The organism is Nocardia sp. NPDC059236 (assembly GCF_042754085.1).
Lineage (GTDB): Bacteria > Actinomycetota > Actinomycetes > Mycobacteriales > Mycobacteriaceae > Nocardia.
The window spans coordinates 168,013-181,977 of sequence record NZ_JBHZAF010000005.1; the positions used below are offsets into that span (position 1 = coordinate 168,013).

The 13,965-nt window shown below is 69.1% G+C and carries 11 protein-coding genes; 7 read left to right on the top strand and 4 right to left on the bottom strand.

Annotation, left to right across the window (positions count from 1 at the left end; genetic code table 11):
* The first annotated feature begins 78 nt into the window (after positions 1-78).
* From ACFXIV_RS15330 to ACFXIV_RS15340, 3 genes are all read left to right on the top strand, one after another.
* Positions 79-924 (top strand): GTP cyclohydrolase II, encoded by an 846-nt coding sequence (locus ACFXIV_RS15330; protein WP_379396720.1) that lies wholly within the window; start codon positions 79-81, stop codon positions 922-924.
* 77 nt (positions 925-1,001) lie between these two features.
* Positions 1,002-1,667, top strand: coding sequence for a GTP cyclohydrolase (locus tag ACFXIV_RS15335; protein ID WP_379396722.1), 666 nt, complete (start codon positions 1,002-1,004; stop codon positions 1,665-1,667).
* Positions 1,668-1,854: 187 nt separating this feature from the next.
* A complete protein-coding gene (locus tag ACFXIV_RS15340) occupies positions 1,855-3,684 on the top strand; it encodes an AMP-dependent synthetase/ligase (RefSeq protein WP_379396724.1) in 1,830 nt (609 codons plus the stop codon).
* 114 nt (positions 3,685-3,798) lie between these two features.
* On the opposite strand, the gene ACFXIV_RS15345 is transcribed toward ACFXIV_RS15340, so the two are convergent.
* Complete coding sequence (locus ACFXIV_RS15345) at positions 3,799-5,106, bottom strand: hypothetical protein (RefSeq protein WP_379396726.1); 1,308 nt, start codon at positions 5,104-5,106, stop codon at positions 3,799-3,801.
* 133 nt (positions 5,107-5,239) lie between these two features.
* Here ACFXIV_RS15345 and ACFXIV_RS15350 point away from each other — a divergent pair, with 133 nt between their 5' ends.
* A complete protein-coding gene (locus ACFXIV_RS15350) occupies positions 5,240-5,791 on the top strand; it encodes a TetR/AcrR family transcriptional regulator (protein ID WP_379380818.1) in 552 nt (183 codons plus the stop codon).
* A 224-nt stretch (positions 5,792-6,015) separates the two neighbouring features.
* Here the strand turns inward: ACFXIV_RS15350 and ACFXIV_RS15355 are convergent, their stop codons facing one another.
* The 3 genes from ACFXIV_RS15355 to ACFXIV_RS15365 form a co-directional block, all read right to left on the bottom strand.
* Positions 6,016-6,552 (bottom strand): YbhB/YbcL family Raf kinase inhibitor-like protein, encoded by a 537-nt coding sequence (locus ACFXIV_RS15355; RefSeq protein ID WP_379396728.1) that lies wholly within the window; start codon positions 6,550-6,552, stop codon positions 6,016-6,018.
* Positions 6,553-6,571: 19 nt separating this feature from the next.
* Positions 6,572-7,921 (bottom strand): M20/M25/M40 family metallo-hydrolase, encoded by a 1,350-nt coding sequence (locus ACFXIV_RS15360; protein WP_379396730.1) that lies wholly within the window; start codon positions 7,919-7,921, stop codon positions 6,572-6,574.
* A 169-nt stretch (positions 7,922-8,090) separates the two neighbouring features.
* A complete protein-coding gene (locus ACFXIV_RS15365) occupies positions 8,091-9,308 on the bottom strand; it encodes a hypothetical protein (RefSeq protein WP_379396732.1) in 1,218 nt (405 codons plus the stop codon).
* Between the two features lie 180 nt (positions 9,309-9,488).
* Between ACFXIV_RS15365 and ACFXIV_RS15370 the strand changes: the two genes are divergently transcribed.
* From ACFXIV_RS15370 to ACFXIV_RS15380, 3 genes are all read left to right on the top strand, one after another.
* Entirely contained in the window at positions 9,489-10,589 is a 1,101-nt protein-coding gene (locus ACFXIV_RS15370) for a phospholipid scramblase-related protein (RefSeq protein ID WP_379396733.1), read from the top strand.
* A gap of 64 nt (positions 10,590-10,653) precedes the next feature.
* Positions 10,654-12,171 carry an FAD-dependent monooxygenase gene (locus ACFXIV_RS15375; RefSeq protein ID WP_379396735.1) on the top strand — a complete coding sequence of 506 codons (1,518 nt, stop codon included), beginning with the start codon at positions 10,654-10,656 and terminating at the stop codon, positions 12,169-12,171.
* Between the two features lie 169 nt (positions 12,172-12,340).
* Positions 12,341-13,792 carry an FAD-dependent oxidoreductase gene (locus tag ACFXIV_RS15380; RefSeq protein ID WP_379396737.1) on the top strand — a complete coding sequence of 484 codons (1,452 nt, stop codon included), beginning with the start codon at positions 12,341-12,343 and terminating at the stop codon, positions 13,790-13,792.
* Positions 13,793-13,965: the final 173 nt, after the last annotated feature.

A 13,965-nucleotide genomic window follows, 5' to 3' on the forward strand; every position in this document is an offset into this window, starting at 1 on the left:
ATCGCTCGCGGCTCGTCGTGTGCCTGTGATTCGTGATCGCCTCACCACTGTGCATCTCATCCCTGACCGGAGGATCGCTTGACGACAGCGAACGTGCAGTCGCTGCATGACGAGACCGAGCATGTCTTCACCCGCTACGGCCGCACCATCACCTTGCGGGTGATTCCGCTCGATTCCGACGAAAGTCTCGGTCACGCGCTGGTTTTCGGTCGAATCGAACCGGACTGTCTGGTTCGTATTCATTCGCGTTGTCTATACGGTGACGCCCTGCATTCGGACGACTGCGATTGCGGCCCCGAGCTCGACCTGGCCATGGACATGATCCAGGCCGAGGGCCGAGGGGTGCTGCTCTACCTCGAACAGGAGGGCCGTGGAGCGGGCCTGGTCGGCAAGGCTCGCGGATATTCGCTGAGTCAGCGCGAGCAGCTGAACACGTTCGCCAGCTATGCGCGGCTCGGGCTGTCCCCGGACTCACGCACCTACACCGTCGCCGCGAAGATGCTGCTGAACCTGGGACTCGCCTCGGTGCGCTTGCTGACCAACAATCCCGACAAGGTCGAGCAATTGCGTGCCGTCGGCGTGAAGGTGCAGCCGGTGCCGCTGCTCATCCTGCCCCGCAATCCCTGGGTGTATCAGTACCTTCAGGCCAAGCGCGAATACCGCGGGCACAAGCTGCCCCAGGGCTGGGGCGTCCTCCGTACTCTGCGCGCATTGTCGAACGCGGCATTCGCCACGGCGTTCGGCGCCACCTGCGCGGCCGTGGCCGGTGTTGTCGGGCACGGCACCGGAGTCGAGTGGATCGTGCCGGTGGTGGCTGCCTCTGCGGCCATCGCCGGACTGGCGGTGGGCTACTGGGCTCCCCAACGCACTCGGCTGCTGCGTGCCCGGGCCCGCCTGATACGGAGTCGCCTCTCCGGGTTCTGAGCTCTTCGGACAACTCATGTCCTGAAATCGACCGCTCGGCCATAATTGCCAGAGGCAGGGCGGCAGGTGGAGCAGGCGTGAAAGAGCTTCAGGCAACCGCACATTCGTTGCTCCGGAAGGGGCGTGAGTTGCGGGTGCGGGTGAAGGAAGTGCACGACGAAACCGGTGTCGGGCACATGCTGATCTTCGGGGAGCCGGCGGATGACTGCCTGGTACGCATTCATTCCCGGTGTCTCTACGGCGATGTGCTCGGCTCCCAGGACTGTGACTGCGGGCCCGAGCTCGAGCTGGCCATGGACCTCATCCAGGGCGAAGCCGGGCAGGGCGTGCTCATCTATCTCGAGCAGGAGGGCCGCGGCGCGGGCCTCGAGGTCAAGGCGATGGGATTGCATCTCGGCGAGGAGACCGGGGCCGACACCTTCGATGCCTATCGCCGCCTGGGGCATCCCGATGACTCGCGCACCTACGACCATGCCGCCTACGCGCTGGCCGCGCTGGGCCTGCGGTCGGTGCGCCTGATGACCAACAACCCGGACAAGGTTGCCGCGGTACGCGATGCGGGGCTGATCGTGACGGCGGTGCCGCTCGAGACCGAGCCGCGCAGTCCGCAGGCGGCGCTGTACATGGCGGCGAAAGCCAAGCGCCGCAGCGCGTATCCGGGTCACCCCGGGATCGTGCGTGACGCGGCGATCGCGCCGTGTGGGCGCACCTTCGATTCCGCCGCCCGCCACCAGGATCGGTAAATTCGGCCACCGACGTGGCCGTGTAGCCCACGACACAACTGTGATGATCTGGTTACGATGAGTGAGCCGCGCCACAGACGGCGCGTGGCCATCGCGTGATCGGGTTGGTCGTTCTCTCGGACGTCGGAGTTCGCGCAGGTGGGTGCGCGTGTGGCGGGTGAAGCGAGAGGCAATCGGGAAAAGGGTTATGACGACTGACATCGGGTATGCGCACGCATCTGGGAAAACCGTTCACACGATTCCGCAGGCGTTCCAGGAGACATTGACGCTGCGGCCGGGGCAGGTGGCGTTGCGGACCGTCGGGGGGACACAGCAGATCACCTGGCGCGAGTACGGGGAACGGGTGCGCGCCATCGCGGCGGGTCTGGCCGGATTGGGGGTGGGGCGCGGGGACACCGTGGGGATCATGCTGACCAACCGGCCGGAATTCAATCTGGTCGACACGGCGGCGTTGCACGTTGGGGCGACGCCGTTCTCGATCTACAACACCAGCTCCGCCGAGCAGATCGCGCACCTGTTCACCAATGCCGAGAACAAGGTCGTGATCACCGAGCCCGCGTTCCTGGACGTGGTGCGCGGGGCGGGCGTCGAGCTGGAACACATTGTGCTGGTGGAGGGTTCGGCGGCGGGCACGCTGACCCTGGCCGAGGTGGAGGCCGCGCCGAAGGCGGACTTCGACTTCGATGCCGCCTGGCAGGCGGTGCAGCCCGACGATGTCGCGACGCTGATCTACACCTCGGGCACCACCGGCCCCTCCAAGGGCGTGGAGCTCACCCACGCCAATGTGGTGGCCCAGATCGTGGGCCTGGTCGAGGGCCCGCTGACCGTCGGCCTCGACGACCGCTCGGTGTCCTATCTGCCGGCCGCCCATGTGGCCGACCGCATTTCGGGCCACTGCGCCAACCTGTTCACCGGCGTCCAGATGACCTGCGTGCCCGACCCGCGCGAGATCGCCGCCGCCCTGCCCGACGCCCGCCCGACCGCGTTCTTCGGCGTGCCGCGCGTGTGGCAGAAGATCAAGGCCGGCATCGACGCCAAGCTCGCCACCGAGGCCAGCCCGGTGAAGAAGGCCCTGGCCAACTGGGCGCTCGGGGTCGGCGCGCAGGCCGCCCGTGCGGATCTGGCCGGCAACGGCCGCGGCCCGCTGCTGGATGTGCAGCACAAGCTGGCCGAGGCGCTGGTGCTGTCGAAGCTGCGTCACGCCCTGGGCTTCGACGAGTTGCGCGTCGCCGCCTCCGGCGCGGCCGCGATCCCGCCGGAGACCCTGGAATACCTGCTGGGCCTGGGCTTCACGGTGACCGAGGTGTGGGGCATGTCGGAGACCTCCGGCGTCGGCACCTACACCCCGCTGGCCAAGCCGAAGCCGGGCACCGTCGGTGTTCCGTTGCGCGGGCTGGAGATTCGCCTGGGCGAGGATGGGGAGCTGCTCGTCCGCGGCGGTATCGTCACCCACGGCTACCGCAAGATGCCCGACAAGACCGCCGAGGCCATCGACGGCGACGGCTGGCTGCACACCGGTGACGTCGCCACCATCGACGGTGACGGCTACGTCAGCATCGTGGACCGCAAGAAGGAACTCATCATCAACGAGGCGGGAAAGAACCTGTCTCCCACCAATATCGAGAACACCGTCAAGGCGGTGTCCTCGCTGGTCGGCCAGGTGGTGGCGATCGGTGACGCCAAGCCGTTCATCTCCGCACTCATCGTGCTCGACCCCGACACCGCGGTGGTGCGGGCCAAGGCCCTGGGCACCCCCGACGCCGAGTTGAAGACCCTGGCCGCGCACCCGGAGATCGTCGCCGAGATCAAGGCTGCGGTCGCCGAAGCCAATGCCAAGCTCTCGCGGGTGGAGCAGATCAAGCGCTTCACCATCCTGGATCTGGGCTGGGAGCCCGGCGGTGACGAACTCACCCCGACCCTCAAGCTCAAGCGCAACCCGATCGCGGCCAAGTACGCCACCGAGATCGCCGCGCTGTATCTGACCCCGCCGCCGGAGGGCGTGATCAACATGAGCTGATCCGGGGGCGCGCGGCCACCGCACGCCACTGGAACAGAGGTGGGCCTGGACGACTCGTCCAGGCCCACAGCCGTTTTCGCGTCCGCTGCTACGGGCGCCGCATCGCCGGTGGCGTCACCCGCGCGCAGCGGCCGTCCGGGTCACCCGGGCCAGCAGATCGCTCATCGACTCGGCGATCCGCCCCATCTGGCGGTGACTGTGCTCGGCGGTGTCGTACTCCACCTGAATCGTCAGCCGATCTCCGACAGTGAAGATCGTCATCTTCGGCGGCATGCCGGCCGCCATCGCGAACACCTCGTCCCGCACGAACTCCAGGCCCGCCGGCATCGGATGCGCGGGCAGCCGGCCCATATTCGACAGTGCGATCGCCGGCGCACCCGACAGTATCGCCGCCACCTCCGGCGTCAGCGCCCGCTGCGAGGCCCGCATGAACAGCGCCGGGAACCGTGTGTCCAGCATCTGCCGCATGGTCGCGTCGACCACCGCGCCCAGCGCCCGCGGATCGGCATCCCGATCCACCAGCGCCGGGGTTCCCGCCCCCGAGGCGCAATTGAGCATCGTCGAGACCGGCAGTCGCGGCGACAGTTCCGGCCGCAGATCTGCGGCATGCCCGCACATCAACGGCAGCGGCCCGTCCTCGGCGAGCTCGGCGCGCACCGCCGCCAGGGCGGCACCGGCGAGCAAGCTGTTGACCGAGATCCCCTGTCCGCGCGCCACCTCCATCAGCTCGCCGGTGTGCCGGGGCGACAATTCGATGCGGCGCAACGCCAATCGCCCGCCGGGATCGCCCGACCCGTCGCCGTCGTGCGGCAAGGTCCGCGGCGCGCCCTCGGGCCCCACGGTCGCCGCCATCTCCCGTACCTGCGCGAGGAATCCGTCGACCTCGGCGTCGGTGGTGACCCGCGCCAGCAGTCGATCGACCCCGTCGAGCAGGTCCCGATCCGAATCCTCCAGCGGCAGTACCGTTCCCGCGAAGTGCGCGCTGTAGCGCCGCCACATCTCGTCCAGCAGCGCGAAAGCCGAACGCCCATCGCTGATCCCGTGATGGATGACCAGCACGATGTGGTTGTCCACGGGCCCGCGCAGCAGCACCGCCCGGAACAACCCCGCACTCCAGTCCGGGCGGGTGTTGACCAGTTCCCAGTACTCGTCGACCTCGCCGTCGCGCACCTCCAGCGGCGGCACATAGGCCTCGTCCACATCGAACCGCGACACCCCCGCCACGGTGACGGCCCGGCTGCGCAGCAGCACATGCCCGGCCGCGAGCTCGCCGAGCACCCGCCGCAGCACGGCGGGATCGATCGCACCGCGCACGGTGGTGCCGATGAACAGCGGCATCCCGCCGATCGGCACGCTGCCGAGGCGGGTGTCGGTGGCGAAGTAACTGGTTTCGAAGGGGGACAACAGTCTCTGCTGAGTCATATCCAGGCTCGTACTTCCGTGTGATGGATCGTGCCGAACTCGACCATACACACGTTTCAAACATACGTACAAAACATCTGTTTTAAACGGCTGTTACAAACGACCGTTTCACCCGGTGCTAGGCTCTACCGCCGTGGGAACCCGAGAAGATCTCCTCGCCGCGACCAAGCAGTGCCTGGCCGACCGCGGCTACGCCCGCACCACCGTGCGCGACATCGTCGCCGCCTCCGGCGCCAACCTCGCGGCCATCAACTACCACTTCGGCACCCGCGACAAGCTGCTGAACCAGGCCATGCTCGAGGCCACCGCCGCCGCAGTCCAGCAGATCCTCGACTCCCTGCCCGCCGATCGGGCCGGCGACCCGGCCGCCCGCCTGAACACCTTCTGGCACAAACTGATCGACTCGTTCACCACCGACCGGGTGATCTGGACCGCCAATATCGAATCCACCGCCCAGGCCCTGCACTCCCCCACCCTGCGCGCGGAAACCGGTGCCGCACAGCAACAAGCCCGCGCCGGCCTCACCGAAGCCCTCGGCGCCGGCGACCCCGCCATCGGCGCACTCCTGCAGACCCTCATCGGCGGCCTGCTGGTCCAATACCTCATCGACCCCGACCACTCCCCCACTCCCGAGGATCTCGCCGCAGGTCTACGCGGCTTGGCCCAGCTCTCGACCCCCGACTAGCCACCTGCACCCGGCGGTGGGCACGGCCGGCCGAGCCGCGCCGCTGCCACACCGCGACGAACCTCGGGTGTCCGAGTCGGGCGACCGGCCCAGTCTCGTTGGACCCCAGCGCCGTCCGGGTGCTGTCGGATGTCTCCGCGGTCGGGACAGGGGTCGTGTTGCCCGGACATGACTGTGGCCCCGAGCGAATTCGCCCGGGGCCACAGTCGTTTCGGCGTGGACGCCTACTTCTGCTCGTGAGTGCCGATGATGGTGGCGCGGCCGATGGCGTTCATGAACAGGTTGAAGCCCAGGTAGGCGGGCGAGGCGTTCTCGTCGACCTCGAGGCGCTCGACGCCGACGGCATGCACGACCACGAAGTAGCGGTGCGCGCCGTGCCCGGCGGGCGGGAACGCGCCGGTGTACTCGTGCAGGCCCGCGTCATTGCGCAGGTGGATGGCGCCGGCCGGCAGGGTGCCGCCCTTGCTGGCCTGCCCGCTGGTGAGGCTGGTGGTGGTGATGGGGACATTGGCGAGGACCCAGTGCCAGAAGCCCGAGGCGGTCGGCGCATCCGGGTCGTACATGGTGACGGCGAAACTCTTGGTCTCGGCCGGGAAGCCCGACCAGCTCAGCTGCGGGGAGATGTCCTGTCCGCCCGCGCCGCCCAGCGCGCTGACCTGATCCAGGTGCAGGGGCTTGCCGTCGCTGATATCGGTGGAGGTCAGGGTGAACTCGGGCAGCTGCGGCAGCGGCGCGTAGGGATTGTAGGAGTAGTCGGGCACGAGCAGTCCTTTCGAATCGTCAGCTGTGCAACAGGAAGTGTTCCAGTACGCGGGTACCGAATTCGAGCGATTCCACCGGAACCCGCTCGTCGACCCCGTGGAACAGGGCAGAGAAGTCCAGTTCGGGCGGCAGCCGTAGCGGTGCAAAGCCGAAGCAGCGAATCCCCAACTTGGCGAAGGCTTTCGCGTCGGTGCCGCCGGAGAGCATGTAGGGCACGGTGCGCCCGTTCGGATCGTGGGCCAGGATGGCGTCGTTCATGGCGTCCACGAGGTGCCCGTCGAAGGTGGTCTCGTAGGAGTCGAGCTTGGTGATCCACTCTCGTTCCACATCCGGTCCGATGAGCGCGTCCACCTCCCGCTCGAATTCGGCCTGCCGTCCCGGCACCACCCGGCAGTCGACGACGGCCTCGGCGGTCTGCGGAATCACATTGGCCTTGTAGCCCGCCCGCAGCATGGTCGGGTTGGCGGTGTCGCGCAGGGTCGCGCCGATGATGCGGGAGATGGTGCCCAGTTTGGCCAGCTGACCCTCGATATCCGGTGAGCCGGGATCGAATTCGAGCCCGGACTCCTCGGCGACGGCGGCCAGGAACTCCGCGACCGAATCGGAGACCACCAGCGGGAAGGTGTGGGTTCCCAGCCGCGCTACGGCCTGCGACAGGATCGTCACCGCGTTGTCCTCGTGCAGGAACGAGCCGTGCCCGGCACGGGCCTTGGCGCGCAACCGCATCCAGCCCAGGCCCTTCTCCGCGGTCTCGACCAGATACAGCCGCCGGTCGCTGCCGTCGGGCCGCGGCACGGTCAGCGAGAATCCGCCGACCTCGCCGACCGCCTCGGTGACGCCCTCGAACAGGTCGGGCCGATGCTCGACCAGCCACTGGCAGCCCCAGCGCCCGCCGTTCTCCTCGTCGGCCACGAACGCCCACACGATGTCGCGCGGCGGCACCGTGCCCTCGATCTTGAACTGGCGGGCCACCGCCAGCATCATGCCGACCATGTCCTTCATGTCGATGGCCCCGCGGCCCCACACGTAGCCGTCGCGCACCGCGCCGGAGAACGGGTGCACACTCCAGTCGGCGGCCTCGGCGGGCACCACGTCCAGATGCCCGTGCATCATCAGGGCCCCGCGCGAGGAGTCCGCGCCCTGCAGCCGCGCGAACACATTGCCGCGCCCCGGCGCACCCGATTCGACGTATTCAGTGGTGTACCCGGCCTCCTCGAGCTGTGCGGCCACCCACTGCGCGCATTCGCGCTCGCCCTTGGTGGTTTCCAGTTCGCCGGTATTGGAGGTGTCGAACCGGATCAGCGTGCTGACCAGGTCCACCACTTCCGACACGGCGCGAGGGGTGCGGGTTTCGGCGGTTTCGGACACGTCACCTTTCCTACCACCTCCCCGGCACCCCGTCGCCCACCGCCGCCCGCACGACCCGCCCCGCCGCAGGTCGACCGACGACCGGGAGTTGGAATCATCCGTGGCACAAGGGTTCCCGTACCCGGCGGGAAAGCACCCCGCGCACACCCGATCGACGACGGCGGCGCGCTCAGCGCAGGAAACGAATCGTGTTGGTCAGCGTGGCCAGCAGCGAATCCAGGTGCTGGTCGGCGATGCGGCGTTCGAGGACCTCGAGGTCCAGGCGGGTGGCGGTGGCCCACAGCTCGCCCACCCGGGCCTGGACCGCGACATCGGTCGCGGACAGCACCCACAGCAGCGGCGGCCACAACCGGGCGGCCTGGGCCAGCGCGGGCAGCATGAGCAACGTGGGGGCGTCGAGGGTGGCCAGGCGCAGGCCCGCCCGGCGGCGCACCTCGGAGGGAGTGCGCGCCAGGGGTTCGAGGACCCCGCGCCACACCGCCAGGTCGCTGCTGCCGTCGACGGCGTCGACGAGCGTCTCGGCGATCTCCGGCAGCACCGGGTTGAGGGCCAGCCGGGTCAGGGCGTTCGGGCTCAGCCGGCCGAAGAAGCGCAGCATGTCGTCGGTGGCGTCGGCGGCGATATACGTGGCGATCAGGTCCGCCACCGCCGAGGGCGGGGCCACCTCGAAGAGGATGTCGCCCACCGCGGCGATCACATCGGGGCCGCAGCGCGCGAACACCGACAGCGCCGCGAGCCGTAACTCCTTGGAACCATTGATGACCGTGCCCAGCAGCCGTGGCACCCGCTGACCGCTGCCCGCGAGCAACTGGCGCATCACCGCACTGAGCGATTCCCCCGAATACGCGTAGGCGGCCGAGCGGATGAGGCCCTCGTCATCGGGTACCCCCTCCTCGACCGCCTGGATCAATTCCGGTGTCGCATAGGCCAGGAACGGCCCCGCGGTGATGTAGTCGCGCCGGGCCAGCAGCTCGTTCAGGATCGCCACCACCGGCGCGGGCGGCGCGTCGTAGGCGAGCTGGCCGACCGTGCGCGGATCCAGATACGGCGCACAGTCCGCGGCGTATCCGACATCGAGCCGCAGCAGCGCCTCGATCGCCTTGGCCGGATACTTCACCCCGATCGCGCCGGCCGCGCGCCCGGTCATGGTGGGCGGCACCAGCCGCTGCACGATCGGCAGCGAGATGCTCAGCGGGATGACGGGGACCAGCCTGGCGATGCGCTCGAACACCGGCGCATGCTGGTCTAAGAGGTTGCCCGCCATGCGTTGTTGCAGCTCGTGCAGGCGATGCGGGCCGAGCCGTTCGAGGTGGGCGAGCCGTTCCACCGGCACGTGCAGGGTCCGGGCCAGGAGGACGAGCTGGGCTCGCGTCACCAGTTCGGTCATAAGCCCGGCCGCACCGTGTACGCGTGGCAACCCGCGAATTCGACTGTGGCGGACATACTTTCCCCGTTCCCCCGGGTGACCCGAGCTGGGCCTCCGGATGTCGACCGCCCATCATAGAGGTGACCGCGGGGCGAAAAGTGCAAAAAGTGCAGAGTCCCTGTACACCGTTAGGATGCGGCCATGAGTCAACCCGCGGGGTGGTACCCCGAGCGTCCCGGATCTCCAGTGCTCCGGTGGTGGGACGGCAGCCAATGGACGAATCACACTCAGCCCCAGCAGCAACCGGCGCCGGCGCCGCAGCAACCGGATCGACCCCGGTCCGACCAGCTCGCGCAGCAGCCCCGCCCGCAGCACCCGAACCAGCCGCCCGCGCAGCAGTCGCAGCCGCACCAGGTCCAGCAGCAGTCCGCGCCGCAACAGCAGCAGTACGGCCAACAGCCCCAACAGCAATACGGCCAACAGCCGCAACAGCAGTTTGCCCAACAGCCGCAACAGCAATACGGTCAGCGCCCGCCACACCCGCAGCAGCCGGGCCAGCCCTATGGCGCGCAACCGCAGCAGTTCGGTGGTCGCAGTGAGGCCAGCCCCTGGGAGCTCGAGGTCGGCAGCGCCAACAACCCCGGCGACATCCAGCGCCAGGTGCAGCAGCAGGCCGGGATCGCCCCCGCCCAGGCCGGTGGCGGCACCGTGTTCACCGAACCCGTGCTGGTGGTGAACCAGAAGGTCAAGTTGATCGAAATGGTCAACGAGTACAGCGTCTTCGACCAGCACGGCCGCCAGATCGGCGCGGTCGCCGAGGTCGGGCAGAGTGCGCTGAAGAAGGCCGTGCGCTTCCTGTCCAGCTACGACCAGTTCATGACCCACAAACTGGAGATCCGCGACGCACACGGCCAGTGCCTCATGCGAATCACCCGCCCGGCCAAGGTCTTCAAGTCGAAGTTCCTGCTCGAGCACGGCAATGGCGCGCCGATCGGTGAGATCATCCAGGAGAACATGATCGGCAAGATCAACTTCGCCTTCGTGGTCAACGGTCAGCAGATCGGCGGTATCCGCGCCGAGAACTGGCGGGCCTGGAACTTCGCCATCCACGACCACACCGGTCAGGAGGTCGCCCGCATCACCAAGACGTGGGAGGGCCTGCTCAAGACCATGTTCACCACCGCCGACAACTATGTCGTGCAGATCCACCGCCAGCTCCCCCAGCCGCTGCTGTCCATGGTGGTGGCCTCCGGCCTGGCCATCGACACCGCCCTGAAACAGGATTCGCGCGGCTGGAACTGACCGCGCAAGCGGCGCGCAAGCCGACGCAAGCGCCCGGTGATCGGCCACCACCACAGTGATTCTCATGAACGAGACGCGAGATGTCGTGGTGGCCGGGGCCGGACCGGTCGGGCTGATGCTGGCCTGCGAGCTGCGGGTGGCGGGAGTCGACGTGCTGGTCGTCGAGCGCCTCGCCGAACCGGATACGACGATCAAGGCGGGCGCGATCAATGTGCCCACCGCCCAGGCGCTGGGCCGGCGCGGTCTGGTGCCGGAGCTGCGTGCGGCCCACGAGGCGGCGCTGGCCCGCATGGGCCGGATGTTCGCGGGCGCAGCGGTTCCCACCGCGCCGCGGCGTACACCGGCCGGCGCGCACTTCGCCGGGATCATGCTGTGGGCCGACAATGTCGACGGCGCGGATCCGGCCTTCGCCGATCTGGGCCCGGCGGCCGAATACCGCTTTCTCGATCAGCAGACCATCGAGGCCGTCCTGGCCCGCCGCGCCGCCGACCTCGGAGTACCGGTGCGGCGCGGGGTCGAGCTGACCGGATTCGACGACGACGGCGTCGGTGTCACCGTCGACTGCGGCGGGCACACCGTGCGCGCCGGCTGGCTGGTCGGCTGCGACGGCGGCCGCAGCACCGTGCGCAAACTGGCCGGATTCGAATTCCCCGGCCTGGACCCCGAAATCACCGGCCGCCAGGCCCTGGTCGAGATGACCGGCGCGGAAAACGTGCCCCTGGGCTGGCACACCACTCCCACCGGCATCTTCGTCAACGGCCCCCAATCCGGCCGCATCCTGACCGTGGAACTCGACGGCCCGCCCGCCGACCGCACCAACCCGGTCACCGCCGGGGAGCTCGAGGACAGCTTCGAACGCGTCACCGGGGTGAAAGTGCAGATCTCCAGGGTGGTTTCGGCCACCCGCTTCACCGACAACACCCGTCAGGTCCCCGACTACCGCAGGGGACGGGTCCTGCTGTCCGGCGACGCCGCCCACGTCCACTCGCCGTTCGGCGGTCAGGGCCTGAACCTGGGTATCGGCGATGCGGTCAACCTGGGCTGGAAGCTGGCCGCCGTGATCCGCGGCCGATCCCCGGAGGCGTTGCTGGACACCTACACTCGCGAACGCCACCCGATCGGCGCCTGGGTGCTGGACTGGACACGCGCGCAGATCGCGCTCATGCGCACCGATCCGCGCAGCCGCGCGCTGCGCGCGGTCACCACCGACCTGCTCGATACCCCGGCGGCCACCACGCAGGTGGTGAAGAAGCTCTCCGGCGTGCTGCACCGCTACGACCTGGGCAGCGGTGACCCGCTGGTCGGTGCGGCCACACCCGATTTCGAGCTGTCCGACGGCACGAGCGTGTCCGGTCACTTCGCCGACGGCCGTGGCCTGCTGCTGGATCCGAGCGACTCTCCCGCACTGCGCGCCCGGGTCGAGCCGTGGGCGGATCGCATCCGGATCGTCACCGCCAAGCCCGCCCAGCCGCGCGAGCCGCTGTCGCTGCTGATCCGCCCCGACGGCATCGTCGCCTGGACCTCCGCCGAGCCGCAGGGACTCGAACAGGCCTCGAGCACCTGGTTCGGCAGCCCGGCGTGACCGGCCCCGCGGCGCCGGCCCGCGGTGGGCAGCTCACTTCACCACCGCGGCCGACGGCGGCAGTTCCCGTGGCTGCGTCGGTGGTATCCGGTGAGTGAGACAGGCCTTTTCGGTCGGCGCGACGGGCTGGGACCGTTCGCGGTGGACGAGATGGAAGGACGGTGCGGTCATGGCCGACTCGGGTGTGGTGTGGGATGTCGAGGCCGATGTGGTGGTCGTGGGATTCGGCGGGGCGGGCTGCGCGGCCGCCGCCGCGGCCCACGATGCCGGGGCGCGAGTGCTGGTGCTGGACAAGGAATCCGGTGGCCGGGCCGGTGGCAGCACCCGAGTGTCGGGCGCGGTCTGGTTCGACAACCGGGATCCCGAGCGGGCCGCGGTCTACCTGCGCAGCCTCAGCGCCGGACGGCCGATCCCGGAACCGGTGGTGCGGGTGTGGGCGCAGGAGACCGCCCGCAACAGCGAGTGGATGGAAAGCCTCGGCATCCCGGTCGGTCTGGCGGTGCCCGCGCCACCGGAATTCCCCGACCTCGACGGCAGCGACGTCATGTGCGGCTGGATCGGCGTCGATGGCCGCATGGGTGACGGACTGCTGTGGGCGGCCCTGTCGGAGGCGGTCCGCGCCCGCGGCATCGAGGTCCGGTTGCAGACGCCCGCACGTGAATTGATCACCGGCGACGGCACGGTGCTCGGCGTCCTGGCCACCGCACCGGACGGGAGCGCCCTGCGGATCCGCGCCGACCGCGGAGTCGTGCTGGCCACCGGCGGATTCGAGGCGAACCCGGAGATGGTGCGCGATCACCTGCGCCTGACCGACCCGGTGGTCTGGGGCACGCCCGCCGCCACCGGCGACGGCCTGCGCATGGCGGTCAAGGCCGGAGCCGACCTGTGGCACATGTCCAACATGATGACCCTGCCCGGATTGCGTGCTCCCGGTTACGAAGCCGGGTTCTACACGGCGTTCCCCAACACCAACAGCTTCGTCTACCTCGGCCTCGACGGTCGCCGCTACTGCAACGAACGGGTGGCCCTGGGCCACGGCCATGCCCGCATCAACGGCAGCTACCAGCTGTTCCCCACCACCCCGATGCACATCGTCTTCGACGAATCCGCCCGCCGCGCAGGCCCGATCGTGCCCGGACGCGAGCGCCTCGCCGTCGGCTGGGCCAGTCTGATCGAAGGCTACGACTGGAGCGCCGACAACAGCGCCGAGATCGGCAAGGGCTGGATCCACCGCGCCGGCACCCTCACCGAACTCGCCGCCATCCTGCACGTGGACGCCGACGTCCTGCAGCAGACCGTCGACCGCTACAACGCCGCCTGCGCCGCCGGGAACGACGACCAGTTCGGCCGCCCCGCAAAGACTCTCGCACCCCTGTCCGAGCCGCCCTACTACGCCTTCACCGCCGCCCCCATCCTGGCCTGGAGCAACGGCGGCCCCCGCCGCAACGAGAACGCCGAAGTCCTCGATCCTTTCGGCGCGGTCATCCCCGGCCTCTACGCAGCGGGCAATGTCAGCTCCACCTACTCCTGGTGCAAGGACGGCGGTTTCCACATCGCCGACGCCCTCGCCTTCGGCCGCGTCGCCGGGCGGCACGCAGCCGAACGCGGCGGGAGCGCGTAGCGCCGAGCGCCGGGAGGCGGGACTGGCAAACTGGCCAATATTCAGCAACCCCGAGATCTGACCTCCGAGACGAACCTTTTCGTAAGTAGCTGAGCTATTTGTGCGTACTTGTGGGACGACTCCCTAACCGGCAGCCTCGAATTCAGCGCGCGCCGGAACCACTCGCCAACGAG